The organism is Paenibacillus sp. Y930, from assembly GCF_056786375.1.
In genome coordinates, this window is record NZ_JBXCIX010000004.1 from 96,735 (window position 1) to 110,444 (window position 13,710).

12 protein-coding genes are annotated in these 13,710 nt (G+C 38.8%); 6 read left to right on the forward strand and 6 right to left on the reverse strand.

Going from position 1 to position 13,710, the window contains the following annotated elements; translation table 11 throughout:
• Positions 1-126: 126 nt before the first annotated feature.
• Both AC1TO5_RS12730 and AC1TO5_RS12735 read right to left on the reverse strand, forming a co-directional pair.
• The gene (locus AC1TO5_RS12730) at positions 127-336 is read right to left on the reverse strand and encodes an alpha/beta-type small acid-soluble spore protein (RefSeq protein WP_482063198.1); all 210 of its coding nucleotides are present in this window, start codon (positions 334-336) and stop codon (positions 127-129) included.
• A gap of 197 nt (positions 337-533) precedes the next feature.
• The gene (locus AC1TO5_RS12735) at positions 534-1,508 is read right to left on the reverse strand and encodes an aldo/keto reductase (RefSeq protein WP_482063199.1); all 975 of its coding nucleotides are present in this window, start codon (positions 1,506-1,508) and stop codon (positions 534-536) included.
• Positions 1,509-1,687: 179 nt separating this feature from the next.
• Between AC1TO5_RS12735 and AC1TO5_RS12740 the strand changes: the two genes are divergently transcribed.
• The 6 genes from AC1TO5_RS12740 to AC1TO5_RS12765 all read left to right on the forward strand — a co-directional run bounded on the left by AC1TO5_RS12740 (position 1,688) and on the right by AC1TO5_RS12765 (position 7,776).
• Positions 1,688-3,178: an alpha-N-arabinofuranosidase gene (locus AC1TO5_RS12740; protein ID WP_482063200.1), complete on the forward strand. Its 1,491-nt coding sequence runs from the start codon at positions 1,688-1,690 to the stop codon at positions 3,176-3,178.
• Between the two features lie 14 nt (positions 3,179-3,192).
• Positions 3,193-3,480, forward strand: coding sequence for a hypothetical protein (locus tag AC1TO5_RS12745; protein ID WP_482063201.1), 288 nt, complete (start codon positions 3,193-3,195; stop codon positions 3,478-3,480).
• A gap of 303 nt (positions 3,481-3,783) precedes the next feature.
• Positions 3,784-4,557 (forward strand): ABC transporter ATP-binding protein, encoded by a 774-nt coding sequence (locus tag AC1TO5_RS12750; protein ID WP_482063202.1) that lies wholly within the window; start codon positions 3,784-3,786, stop codon positions 4,555-4,557.
• A 51-nt stretch (positions 4,558-4,608) separates the two neighbouring features.
• The gene (locus tag AC1TO5_RS12755) at positions 4,609-5,454 is read left to right on the forward strand and encodes an ABC transporter permease (protein ID WP_482063203.1); all 846 of its coding nucleotides are present in this window, start codon (positions 4,609-4,611) and stop codon (positions 5,452-5,454) included.
• A 70-nt stretch (positions 5,455-5,524) separates the two neighbouring features.
• Positions 5,525-6,619, forward strand: a complete 1,095-nt coding sequence (locus AC1TO5_RS12760; protein WP_482063204.1) for an ABC transporter substrate-binding protein — start codon at positions 5,525-5,527, stop codon at positions 6,617-6,619.
• 89 nt (positions 6,620-6,708) lie between these two features.
• Positions 6,709-7,776 carry an LLM class flavin-dependent oxidoreductase gene (locus AC1TO5_RS12765; RefSeq protein WP_482063205.1) on the forward strand — a complete coding sequence of 356 codons (1,068 nt, stop codon included), beginning with the start codon at positions 6,709-6,711 and terminating at the stop codon, positions 7,774-7,776.
• A 408-nt stretch (positions 7,777-8,184) separates the two neighbouring features.
• On the opposite strand, the gene AC1TO5_RS12770 is transcribed toward AC1TO5_RS12765, so the two are convergent.
• From AC1TO5_RS12770 to AC1TO5_RS12785, 4 genes are all read right to left on the reverse strand, one after another.
• Entirely contained in the window at positions 8,185-8,781 is a 597-nt protein-coding gene (locus AC1TO5_RS12770; RefSeq protein WP_482063206.1) for a hypothetical protein, read from the reverse strand.
• Positions 8,782-9,149: 368 nt separating this feature from the next.
• Positions 9,150-9,800: a hypothetical protein gene (locus tag AC1TO5_RS12775; protein WP_482063207.1), complete on the reverse strand. Its 651-nt coding sequence runs from the start codon at positions 9,798-9,800 to the stop codon at positions 9,150-9,152.
• Positions 9,801-10,474: 674 nt separating this feature from the next.
• Positions 10,475-12,586, reverse strand: a complete 2,112-nt coding sequence (locus AC1TO5_RS12780) for a hypothetical protein (protein ID WP_482063208.1) — start codon at positions 12,584-12,586, stop codon at positions 10,475-10,477.
• A gap of 217 nt (positions 12,587-12,803) precedes the next feature.
• The gene (locus AC1TO5_RS12785) at positions 12,804-13,628 is read right to left on the reverse strand and encodes an aldo/keto reductase (RefSeq protein ID WP_482063209.1); all 825 of its coding nucleotides are present in this window, start codon (positions 13,626-13,628) and stop codon (positions 12,804-12,806) included.
• Positions 13,629-13,710: the final 82 nt, after the last annotated feature.

Sequence of the window (13,710 nt, forward strand, 5' to 3'; positions counted from 1 at the left end):
GAATATCTTGCTTACATTAATCTATTTTAACGATAAATATGAATAAATGGAAGTGTAAAGTAAATAGGCTCCCTCTTTAGCTTATGAAACAAGCACCTGAGGCAGCCCAGACGGTGAATTTCTGTATTAAAAATGTTTTGATTGTTGTTGCTGTTGTCCTAGAGCCACTAGTCGTTTTGTTATGTAACCGCCAATTGATCCCATGTCTCGTGTTGACATATTGCCGTAGTAACCGTCTTGAGGCAGCGTAATTCCCAGCTCTTGTGCAATTTCAAATTTCATCTGATCAATCGCACGCCTTGCCTCAGGGACGATAAGTCTATTGCTTGAACTCACACTTATCAACTCCTTTCAGAGTTAGTATGAGATTCAACGAGAAACATTATGCATCATTTTCCTTTTTATTTGGAAAACATTCGCAACTGTACGTAAGTACACGCGATGCAACGAAACCCAGCAACGTGTACGGCACGAGTACACAAGCGGTCAAATGCTCGAAACTTAAAATGGAGGTTCAAAGTCCGCGTATTGAACTACCGCGAGCCGTTGGCCGTTGTGTATAACTCCCACCACTCATCACGCGTCATTAACGATGCTTGTCGTTCAGCGTCTTGGCAAGCTAATACGCGCTGCGCATTCGTCGTCCCAAGGATCGGTTGAATCATTGCAGGATGCTTCATAAGCCATCCAAGCAAAATAGCTTCTTTTGTCGTTTCCTTCTCGTTAGCAAGTTTGCTAATAAGCTGTGTCGTTAATAGTTCGGCTTCTGTTACTTGCTCTCTTATAGCACCTGTATATCTTCCTTGGGCTAATGGACCCCAAGCTTGAATTTGTATATTTTCAAGCTGCATGTATTCCATTAATCCTTGTTCAAAATTAGTACTTGAACCTTCTCTACGATTAACAAGCAATCCTTGATCGATAAAATCATGTTGTTCAAGACTAAGATGAAGTTGATTAACAATAAGGTCATCAGCGAGTGCTTGCTTAATATAGCGCATTTGACCTGTATGCATATTGGAAACTCCGAAATACTTCACCTTGCCGGAAGCTTTCAATATATGTAATGCTTCAGCAATTTCTTCTGGTTCAAGTAATGGATCAGGACGATGGAGTAGCAGAATATCAATATAATCAGTGGACAAGCGATCTAATATTCCATCAACTGAACTTAATAGATGATCCTTGGAGAAATTATACCGACCTGGCAATAGGCCATCGGCAAGTTGTATACCACATTTCGATTGAATAATAATTGAATCTCGTAAGGAAGGCTTATCATTCAAAAGCTCACCGAAAATACGCTCTGCTTTTCCTCGTGTATATATATCTGCATGATCAAAGAAGTTAATTCCGATAGAAAGTGCTGCATTCAATACGGCTTCAAATTGCTTTACATGGTCTAATGTGTATGGTTCAGAAGCGTCCCAAGACCCTCCAAAACCCATAGAACCAATTGCAAGACGACTTGAAGTAATTCCTCGCTGGATTAATGGCATTTGTTTCATAATGAATTTCCCCTCTCTTCTAAATCTAGTAAATAATGTTCCTTTTTAATTATAACAAAAACATAAAGAAGTAGTTGTCAAAATGGAAAAATAATATTATTATAGATGTAGGATTAATATAATAAACAGTGGATTAATACATATATTAATCCAATCATCATTGAAAGGGTGATCGTTTCATGACAACTAATCACTTAATTATTAATGGAGATCAAACGATATCTCATATCGACCGTCAAATTTATGGTCATTTTTCTGAGCATTTAGGAAGATGTATTTATGAAGGAATATGGGTTGGAGAGGATTCTCCGATCGAGAATACAAAGGGTATTCGTAATGATGTAGTGAAAGCGCTTAAAGAAATTAAAATTCCTGGATTGCGTTGGCCGGGTGGTTGTTTCGCAGATGAGTATCACTGGAAAGATGGTATCGGCCCAAATGAAAATCGTAAGCGCATGATTAACACGCATTGGGGCGGTGTGGTAGAAAACAACCACTTTGGTACACATGAGTTTATGCTGTTATGTGAAATGCTAGAGTGTGAACCTATTATTTGCGGTAATGTTGGTAGTGGTACGGTTCAAGAAATGTCTGAATGGGTAGAATATATGACCTTCGAAGGTATTTCACCTATGGCAGAACTACGTGCTGAAAATGGTAGAGAAAACCCTTGGAAGCTGAAATATTTCGGTGTTGGCAATGAGAACTGGGGCTGCGGTGGTAATATGCGCCCAGAGTATTACGCTGATCTATACCGCCGTTTTCAAACTTATGTACGTAATTACGGCGATAATAAAGTATTCAAAATTGCATGTGGGCCAAACGTTGATGATTACCGTTGGACGGAAGTATTAATGCGTGAAGCGCATCAATATATGGATGGACTATCTCTACACTATTACACACTTCCAAGTGAATCTTGGGCAGAAAAAGGTTCCGCGACTGCTTTTCCTGAGAACGAATGGATTAAAACATTGAAGAAAGCGCAACGTATCGATGAGCTAATTACACGTCATTCGGCAATTATGGATCAATATGACCCGAATAAACGTGTATCACTTATCGTTGATGAGTGGGGAACTTGGTATGATGTTGAGCCAGGTACTAATCCAGGCTTCTTATATCAACAAAATACGATTCGTGATGCACTAGTTGCAGCATTGTCATTCAATATTTTCCACGATCATAGTGATCGTGTTCGTATGGCTAATATCGCTCAAATGATTAACGTGCTGCAAGCTGTAATTCTTACCGAAGGTGAGAAAATATTGTTAACACCAACATATCATGTATTCAATATGTATAAAGTTCACCAAGATGCACAATTGCTGCAATTCAATCTAGAGTCCGAAACATTTGAAGAGCATGGTCTGAGCATGAAAGCTGTCTCAGCTACAGCTTCTCGTGATGCTGCAGGGAAAATTAACATTAGCTTAGCTCATGTTAATCCAGCACAAGCTACGACAGTGACGATTGATCTAAGAGGCTTAGCGCAAGAGACACTGAATATTACTGCAACGGAGTTAACAGCTGATGTTATGGATGCACACAATACATTCGACGCTCCAGATCAAGTAGCGCCAACAGCATACAGTAATTATACAGTTAACGGTACGGAATTGACACTGACGCTCTCTCCTATGTCAGTAACAGCATTAACAATCGAGTAAGCTAGGTGATGTCTATGAATGCACAAAAGCATACTGAAAATCGTTGTCGTGGCTGTGGACCGCAATATGAGGTCACAGAGCAGCAAATCGATCGGATCTTACTAGCTCCAATGTTTCAAGATGACGCGATTATCGTTTCTGAGCAAGAGTATGAGCAGCGATTGAGTTTGTGTGATGGATGTGAAAAGCTTATGAATAAGCAAACCTGTCTATTATGTGGTTGCTTTGTAAGGGTGTCTGCCAAATATCGCAGCAAGAGCTGTCCTAATCTAAGTGATCGCAAATGGTCAGCAGTAGTTTAATCGCTTATTAACGAAAAGAGACTGAGAATCTTCCAAAGTGAAGAATTTCAGTCTTTTTTGTGGATTTCTCTACCTGCTGACGAGTACTTCGCAACTATTGTTGCAATACTATAGTTTAGCGCTTAATTCGTGCTGCTATACGTCTATCAATCCCTATCAATTTTATCGGTATTATGGCATAATGATGAAAACTTACTACTAGGCACTTTCTTTTTGTTAGTAATACATGATAAGATAGTGACTGTTCAATCTTTTCAATATAAATGAGTTTGTTGATTATATTATGAAGTGTGGTGATCGCAATTGTCTTATATACAATTAAAGCAAGTTAGTAAAACATTCAAGCAAAGAGAACGGTCTACACAAGCGCTACAGCAGATAGATTTGCAGATTGAGCAACGTAAATTCGTTAGTTTAATTGGTCCAAGCGGATGTGGGAAATCGACACTTTTGCGGATTATTGGTGGACTTGTGAAAGGTGATGAAGGCGAGGTTACTATTGGTGGATTATCGCCAAAGGAAGCTCAAAAACAAAAGCAATTTGGTTTTGTACCCCAATCACCAGCGCTATTCCCGTGGCGCACAGTACTTGAAAATATGAACCTTCCTTTTGAAGTTAACAAAAAGGCAGTTCAAGAAGCTACTAAGCGTGAAGACCCAATGGAGCTACTACGTTCGGTAGGACTTGGTGAATTTGCTCATTCGTATGCGAAAGAATTATCAGGTGGTATGCAGCAACGGGTTGGTATCGCTAGAGCATTTGGATCGGGAGCGCCTATTCTATTAATGGATGAGCCATTCTCTGCTCTTGATGAAATTACACGAGAGAAAATAAGCTATCAGCTGCTACATATATGGGAAGCTTATCTCAAAACGGTTGTTTTTGTTACGCATAATATTAGGGAAGCAGTATTGCTATCTGATAAAGTTGTTGTTATGAGTGCACGTCCAGGAAAAATAACAAAAATTATTAATATTGACCTACCAAGACCTAGATCCGCTGATGTTGAAGAAAGTATACAGTTTCAGCAATATGTAAGTGAAATTAGAGGCTATTTACGTGCTGAATGGCAATGATGCGGCTTTACATGGACAATTAGGGTGGTAAAGAGGAAGGAAGCATCTATTGTGAGTATAGTTAACGAGCAGGGGAAAGCAGCTTTGGATGTAAAGGTTCGCAAAAGACGGTTCGCAAAGCGATTCAAAAGAAAATATGTCCGTTCTGCCTATTGGCCGCCATTAGCTGCGTTTGTAGGCTTATTTATAATATGGGAATTATGTACAATGATCTTTAATATTAGTCCGATTACTCTACCGGCGCCGACTGCGGTTATTCAAGAGTTTATAAGTTCATTCAGCTTCTATATTTCACACGCATGGATTACATTGCAGGAGGCTGTATTAGGATTTTTGCTTGGCATGAGCGTTGCTATTGTGATGGGTGTATTAATGGCACATTCATCTGTGCTAGAGCGTACATTGCTACCGATTGCGGTACTTGCTAATGTGACACCGATTATGGCTGTTGCTCCGCTCTTTATATTATGGTTTGGTTTTGGTATGTTACCAAAAGTATTAGTGGCTTCTATTATTACTTTTTTCCCGATGCTAGTGAATTCCATTATGGGCCTTCGTTCCATCGACGAAAATCATTATCAATATATGCGTTCATTGCATGCTAGTAAATTAGAAATATTAATAAAACTGCGCTTCCCGAATAGCTTGCCTTATTTGTTCAGTGCAGCCAAAACTTGCGTAAGTCTAAGTGTGATGGGTGCTGTCGTTGGTGAGTGGAGCGGTGCAACAGGAGGACTAGGTAATGTTATTATGATGGCAGGCAATTATATGCAGACGAATCGCATGTTTGCTGCTATTTTTATGCTAGCGATTATGGGAATTACCCTTACAAATATTGTTAGATATATTGAGCGAAAAGTGCTGTATTGGCATCTGTCATCTGATAATTGGAATTAAGTGAACTGTAACAAGAAGTTAAAGTGAAGTTGAAGTTTATACTTTCGATAAAAAGTTGAAGGAGTAAATAATGATGATGAAGCAATCTATAACGATACTAGCACTTTCATTGCTGCTTTTTATGGCAGGCTGTAGTGAGGGCTCTAATGGTTCTGATCTCATGGAGCAGGACGATAATACTGCTGCAAATGTAGAACTTAGCTTAGCAGAACGTAAAGCGTTGAATGAAGCTGTTGGTGAGATTACGTATATAACAGGATTTTATTACGCAGCTTCTCCACCAGATATTCAAGTCGTGATGGCTGATGAATTAGGTTATTTTGCAGAGTTAGGGTTAAATGTGAAGATTATTCCCGGGCTTGATGCCGAAGGTATGAAGTTTCTAGCAGCTAATAAAGCACAAATTGCAAGCTCTGGAACACCTAGCCAAGTGATACAAGCTGTTGCTAATGGAGCGGAAATTAGCGGTATTGCAACGTTCGGAGCGGAAGGTACGAGTGCTTTACTTGTAATGAATGATTCTGACATTTATAAGCCTACTGATCTGAAAGGGAAAACGATTGGTTATCATGGTGCATTACCAGCTAATTTAATCGCGATGCTACAATATAATGGAATGGACGTTGCAGATGTGAAGGGTGTTTCAGTTGGCTATGATCCGACTATTCTTGCTACTGGAAAGATCGATGCGCTAACAGTATACAAATCGAATGAGCCTTATCAAATGGAATTGCTAGGTCATGACGTGCGCGTTATTGACCCGGGGGAATATGGTGCAGAAACCTCATTCGGTGTACTAGCTGTTAATGATAAGTTCGCGGCTGCTAACCCGTCAACGGTAGAAGACTTTTTACGAGCAGTAGCCAAGGCGCATGAATATGCTATTAGCAATATAGATGAATCCATTGCAGTGCTAGCAGCACGCTCCGAATCGGTCTATGATATTGAAGCGGAAACCAATCGCTGGCATGTTGAAAGTGAATTGTTAGAAAAAGCGAAAGATGCTAATCATGGTGTGGCGTGGCAAACAGATGAACAATGGAATCGCGAAATTCAAATGTTGTTTGATGCTAAAGTTATTGGGAAGCAACTAACGGTCAATGAAGTTATGAACAACTCATTTATCGATGCAATCTATACAGGTACCGAGCTTATATGGCCATAATAATGATTAATGGGTTAAAGCTTCCGTAGTACTTTTCATTAGTGAGAAGTATAGAGGATAGTATATGAAAAGCTGAGGAGTGAGTGAATATGACAGAAGCGAGCTATCGACATATTGACTTTGGTGTGTTTCTTCCAATAACGAATGGCGGTTGGATTATTTCTGAGACGACGCCAACGCTGAACGGCTGCTACGATATTAATCGCAAAGCCGCAAAAATCGCGGATGAACTGGGCCTTGATTTTATTATGTCTATGGCCAAATGGAAAGGTTACGGCGGCTCGACGAATCACTGGGGGACTTCGTTAGAGTCGATGACGATGATGGCGGGTCTTGCTGAAGCGACATCGAGAGTGAAAATATATGCAACGGTGCATACATTGTTGTTCAATCCTGCGGTTGCGGCGAAAATGTTTGCGACACTCGATCAGATTAGTAATGGCCGAGTTGGGATGAATGTCGTATCGGGATCGTATGCTAATGAATTCCGGCAGATGGGCATGTGGCCGGAGGAGCTTGGACATAGTGAGCGCTATGATCTGGCGAAGGAATGGATGCATGTTGTGAAGCGACTGTGGAGTGAAGATGTCGTAACGCATCAAGGTCAATATTTTACAATGGATAACTGCGAGTCACTGCCGAAGCCTGTGCAGAAGCCTCGCCCTGAAATTATTTGTGCAGGTCAATCCGAGAAGGGACTTAGCTTCACGATTGATGAAGGGGATGCGAGCTTTATTGGTGGACGTGATCTGGATGAATTAGCAACGGTTAGTAAACGTGCGAAGCAAATGGCTGCTGATCGGAACAAAACAATCAAAACGTATGCGATGTTCACTATTGTCCCTGGCGATACAGATGAAGCAGCTGAGCAACGAATGAAGCTGTACCAAGAAGGTGCAGATACAGGAGCGATCAAAGGAATGCTTCGCAGCTATGGACTTGATCCTGATGGTCGCGAAAATTCGATGGTTGCTCGTGCCAAAAGTGCATTTATGACCGAAACGATTCACGGAAGTGTTGATTCAATTACGAAGCGTATTCAAGAAATATTAGATATTACTGGGATTGATGGGATGATGCTAACATTCCCAGATTATGTAGAGGATCTAACGATATTCGGCGAGCAGATCTTACCGCGATTACGCTGCGAGAACTGATCGGAGTTCGCTCCAAGAACAAATCACTGTTCTGATCGCCGTTGTCCTCGGATTTATTGTAATATGAATAGTGGTATAAATCCGAGGACAAAAACGACCACATACCACGAGCGATTAGTTCTCTCCGCTACGATGTGTCGGCGCGAAACTTAGTAAAATAAAGCGAAAATTCGCTTTAAATCGCATAATAAAGAAGCATATACGACAGAGTTAGAAACAGAATACGAAAAACAGAAAGCAAGTACAAGTATCATTTGGAGCGAATACTTGTACTTGCTTTCTGTTTTTTTACGCTTTCCTGTCGGAGGACAAGAACATGTATTGTTAGCCACTGACCAAAGAATAGCTTTTTAAGTTCAAAAACATGCAGAAGGAACGAAATCCAGTTAAAAAGAGTTTAGATTAACCTTATTTCTGTTCGAATCTTAATTTGTAAGGTAGTTCTTTATCGTAATTGCCAGCTGGGCTGTTAATCTTAACCAAATACTCTACTCCTGTATATACCTTAAAATCTAATAACGTAATGATATTTTCATCAGTATCTTTAACATCAAAAACATATGCATTATATCCTGATTTTGAAGGTTCATAAATGGTTAACGTATAATTGCTATCATCAGGGATACCGTCTAGAGTGACATCTACCAGCCCTGCTTTAGTTTTTGTATTTCTGAATGTGATTTTGTAATAATCCATGTCTTCTTTGGAATCCATGTATCCGATATTGTTATAGTTAAGGTATGTTTGTGAAGCATTGTTCATATCGTTATTAGGTTCTTTTTGTTCTCTATCGAGAGATACTTTAAATCTAAGAGGTTGTGAATGAAAGGACACTGATTTGATTTTTTTACCTTTAGAATCCACGAAGTCAGACTGATCCTTAGTCATATCCATGAACTTTATTTCCGGTTCTTTTGTGGATGAAGCAAATGCAGAAGTATGGAATGAGGTCATTACACCCACTATTAGAGTCACACATAAAATTTTATTTAAGCTCTTAAGCAACAAAATCCCTCCTAAATAATTCTAAGCGACTTATTCGCTCTTCACAGTAAATGCATTGGATAGGTAACTAACATATTTGTCACTGAAGTTATTTACATTTATCACTCCCTTATGATTGATTATATTACAAATTATTACAACTGAATTATATACCTCTTAATGATTTTACACAATACATTTAAATTTCATAATTAATCAAATTGATAAAACTAAAGCCTTGCTATTACTTAGTTTTTAATGTACTGAAAAAGGAGACCTCGCCAAATCTCGAATTAGTACAGTTGATTGTTGATTCCAACCTCATTCGAAAAGAATTGGACTTTAGGGAACCAACTTCATTTAGGGATTGATTGATCTCTTTAGGATTTTTATGTAACAAATTGTAACTGGTTATTTACAATTTTCCATGTAGAAGGCTGTCCATCCATATCTGTTGCTTGAAAGGTGTTGGTATTTTCATCATATGTTACCTCCCTTGCATTCATAATCTCATTTAGATTAACGTACATAAGCGAATTGTTCACCATTTTATAGATAGTTGTTTCAGCTGCAGTGCCTATGGTAGAAATGATTTCCTTAATTCCATCTTGGTCTACATCAGCCTCAATAGTATATGCTTCGAAATGCAAAAGAGTTGGTGGGAAAGTTATAGTTGATACGTAATCAGAAATTTGGGTGCTAGCTCCTATAGATCCAATTATTTTTATAAAGGATTGATTAAAAACCTCAACTAAATTTATGGAATAATCATTATCATCATATCCAATTTGTCCAATTTCATAGGTTCCTTCTTTTGTCTGGAGGACAGCATGTATTTCTTTCCAATCGTCATTTTTTTCGTGCACAATAATTGTGGATTCGTCTATCACTTTATTAGCCAATTGTTGTTCATTCAAATTTTCATTATTTGTTGCTAAGGAGGGAGTATATGGCTCCACATCAGAAGTACCGCACCCTATAACCAAACCTAAAAAATCAATATTGCAATTACTTTTCTCATATAATTCAAACTCCTTCAATGAAATTTGTTGCTTGCCTCTGGTCTCCTTTCAATAATCAAATTGCTATATTATAGACGATAGCTCGTACTCATTAGTTACTTAAAATAACCAAAAATACAAATTTGATTAAAACGATTTCATATTATTCATGTCTGACTCATCAACAAAACCAACAGTCTTAGGTTTGTAAAAAATTTATTATCAATTCCACATATTAATAATTTTAATTAAGAATTTATCAAGAAGAGTGTAGAATATTAGTTTATAAGAAAGATCAAGAAGTTATAAGAAATATTCCGGAAATTGTGGAAGAAAGATATTGGATTCAGCCTGACAATACTTTGAAAATTAGAAAAGGGGGAGAGCATGTAGTGTGAAAAAACTTTATAAAGGGTACAGTTTAGTTGATGATCAGCCTTTGTTATGTGATGAATGAAGGGAGGAATCGGTTAACTATATAAGTTCTTGTCCTCCGATAAAAAGCCTTACTTACCCAACGCTCACTGATCAGTGAGCGTTGCGTATGAACTAAAGCAGCGGAGAGGACAGTTGTTATGGAAAAGCGGAGCGTTCGGCCTTGTAGCGCGATTTATTCCCCTTAGCTAATTCGGATAAATCGTGCTACAAAAGTCGATTGGAGTAATGACTGTCATCGCAGCGGACATCGGAGCATCAAACACGCCTTTCACTGATCAGTTAGCCATCCGATTCGAGTTGCGAATAAGCTCTTGATTTTCCCACAGTAGCATCCGCAGATTTGATTTAGAACCTTGAATAACGAAATGAGGGACTTGATTCATTTTTGCAATTTCAATGCCTTCCCAAGTTGCGCGATGCGATGTCGATGTCAAAATCATAAATAATGCTTGTGAACGACCTAGATCAGAGGCAATACGCTCCGGACGTTCACCACCATCGTGAATGAGCTCGGCACCAGTTGCTTTTACGACTGTTTCAAACCATTTACGTTGGCCACCAATAATGGTAATTGTACAATCAGCAAGGAAAGGCTCCAGTTTATGACGCGATGGTGAAGCGGTCGCTTCTTTTGGCTTATCTGATTTTTTGCGGGCAGGGTGAACATCTGTCATATCACCATGCAATCGATATAGACGAGTTAATCTTGCAATATGTCCATCCTCAGCTACGTTAAATGTACATGGATCGCCATGTACAGGCTTTTGAATTTCTACATCTTTGAAATGAATTGGGAAGCGATTGTCTTCACCGTTGAGATCGATACAATACCATTTCATATCTTCATCCTGATGTACGAACCCGTCATATTGATTAATTGGCGAGAAGTTATCATCACCCTGGAAAAGCAGCTCAATGGTATAGTGATTGTGTCTACCAGGATGAGCGGTCGGCGTGCATAGTACTTCTGCCTCATGCTGTAACTCTAGTTGCTGAACAAGTGATTCTGTAATATTGAAAATATCATTATTTTCAAGCGAAATATACCCTCCATGATCGCGGCGATAGAATGTACCATAAAGCATCGCACCTTGTTTTTCTGGTAACTCGATAGGTAACGTAGGGATGTCCTGCTGCGTTGTTGCTACGATAGGAGTTTGTGGCTGTTGAATAGCTGTGGGCTCTTTCGCTTGTGCTATAGTTTGGGAAAGTTGCTGCTGATCAAGCTGGAATTTTTCGATGTTTTCAATAAGTTCTAGTGCATCTCTTATTTTCTGGCGATAAAGTGCTCTCAGCTCAAGTTGCGGTGTCAATGATTGCTCTAAAGCACGAATAAGAGTTTCATTGTATTGATCTAATTCTCGATGAAGACTAATGGTCGTTGCTGTTAATTGCTGATCCAAATTTAATGTGATCTTAGACGTTGCCGTTACTTGTTCCTGTCTTTGTTGTGCTAATTGCTGCAAATTAGTAGCTTGTTTTTTAGTTTCATCTAATTCTTTTTGTAAATGCTCTTGTAGTTGCGTAGACTTCTTCAACTCGTCGCAATATTGCTTCGTCTGTAATAATAATTGACTGCGTTCAATAAGCCATCGATCTTCTTCTTCTTTTCGTTTCTGGGCAATGTTGTGCTGGGATCGTTCCATCTGTTCTACTTTTACTTCATACATAGTTAGCTGCTCCTTTAGCTGCTCGGCTTGCAAGGTTAGCTTGTCCTGTTCTTGCTGTAATTGGCGATTTAATTTATCTTTTTGCACCCCAGAAAGCTCTAATTGTTGTCTCGTTGTAATTTCTTTACTGATTTTATCTTCTAGTACAGCTATCTTTTTTTCGAATTTATTTTGATCCTGCACAAGCGTTGGTACCGTGTTCGCTGTAGCCGCTACTTCTTGCGTGACACTTTCGTGAATATAATGCGGATGTAATTTATCTAATATCAGTAAACATAACTCTTCATTAATTTCTCGATCTTGGTGGTAATAAATAGTCCAATATACGCTCCAATAGCCATATGTAGCTATATGCTCTATTAAGTTTTCGTCAAGCTGTTCTAGTGATGGTGTATCTATAATAATGAGACTTGTAATATAGATCAAAAGTTGTTGCTTTGCCGTTATATCTGTGGAAGCTTTTTTAAGTACGATACTGAGTTTTTTAATAAATAAGAGGTCTGGCCATTTTCGTAAATCTTTTTTTGTGAATGGTAATTGTAAGGCAATTGCTAGCATTAATTTATCGTAATCACTTAATGTTCTAACAAACTGCATAAAATTGTGATGCGGAAACGCTCGATGGGTTTGTTTTTCGATAATCGTACGAAATACTTTAGTATGTTCATTACTTAAAACACTATCATGACTTCCTCCTGCAATTGACTTCAGCTTCAATCGAGTTCACCCTTTCATCATAACCTTTTTATTAGCATTATCTTCAAAGAAGTTCGACATTTGCTATCTTTATTCCTGTAGGTCAATAGACTTAAAAAAGTTTGGATGAATGTAAAATCGTATTAGAAATTGTCGAGACAAGTCAAATTTGCCTAAGAGTTATAATAATATTAAGGTAGAGAAAAGCAGCACAGATAATCTGCACTGCTTTCGGTAATTAAAAATTGAAATTATCAGGATCTGGGCCAAAGCGTTTGTTCTCATTAAGCGCAGAAATTTGCGCTATTTCATCACTTGTAAGTTCAAAATCAAACACATTAGCATTTTCAACGAGACGCGCTGGTGTTATTGTCTTCGGAATAGTGATTACACCGTTTTGAATATCCCAACGCAATACAATTTGTGCTGCTGATTTATTATACTTTGCAGCGATATTCTGCAGCAATGGAATATCGAGATTACCTTGCATTAACGGACTCCATGCTGTTAATTTTATATTATGCGAAGCGCAATATTGACGAAGCGGCTCTTGTGTAAGCAGAGGGTGGAATTCTACTTGATTAACCATCGGTGCAATCTCACTCATCGCAGCAATATCATCAAGATGATGAGGTTGGAAGTTACTTACTCCGATCGCACGTGCATAGCCTTTCGCATAAATTTCTTCTAACGCTTTCCATGTCTCTGTATATTTGCCTTTTACAGGCCAATGGATAAGAAGTAGATCGACGATATCCATATTGAGCTTACTACGGCTGTCATCGAAAGCTGCTAAAGCTTCTTGATAGCCTTGATCGCCATTCCGAATTTTTGTAGTAACGAAGATTTGCTCACGATTAACACCGCTAGCAGCGATGCCGCGACCAACGCCAGCTTCATTACCATATCCTGCAGCTGTATCAATGGCATGATAGCCAGCTTCAATGGCTTGTCGGACTGTATTTTCAGCAACCTCATCAGTAACCTTCCAGACGCCTAGACCTAGAATAGGCATTTGTACACCATTTTGTAATGCTACGTTGTTACTATTAGTAGTAGTCATTAATATGATTCCTCCTAAAATTTTAATTAGTTTTCTATATCTTTTTCCGCCGAATACGCTACATCAGCATAGTCATCGTGAT

What these genes read in the sequence shown, in the direction of transcription:
- AC1TO5_RS12765 (WP_482063205.1), top strand. Translation starts at nt 6,709, where the DNA reads ATGACAGAAGCGAGCTATCGACATATTGACTTTGGTGTGTTTCTTCCA.
- AC1TO5_RS12745 (WP_482063201.1), top strand. Translation starts at nt 3,193, where the DNA reads ATGAATGCACAAAAGCATACTGAAAATCGTTGTCGTGGCTGTGGACCG.
- AC1TO5_RS12740 (WP_482063200.1), top strand. Translation starts at nt 1,688, where the DNA reads ATGACAACTAATCACTTAATTATTAATGGAGATCAAACGATATCTCAT.
- AC1TO5_RS12785 (WP_482063209.1), bottom strand. Translation starts at nt 13,628, where the DNA reads ATGACTACTACTAATAGTAACAACGTAGCATTACAAAATGGTGTACAA.
- AC1TO5_RS12760 (WP_482063204.1), top strand. Translation starts at nt 5,525, where the DNA reads ATGATGATGAAGCAATCTATAACGATACTAGCACTTTCATTGCTGCTT.
- AC1TO5_RS12735 (WP_482063199.1), bottom strand. Translation starts at nt 1,508, where the DNA reads ATGAAACAAATGCCATTAATCCAGCGAGGAATTACTTCAAGTCGTCTT.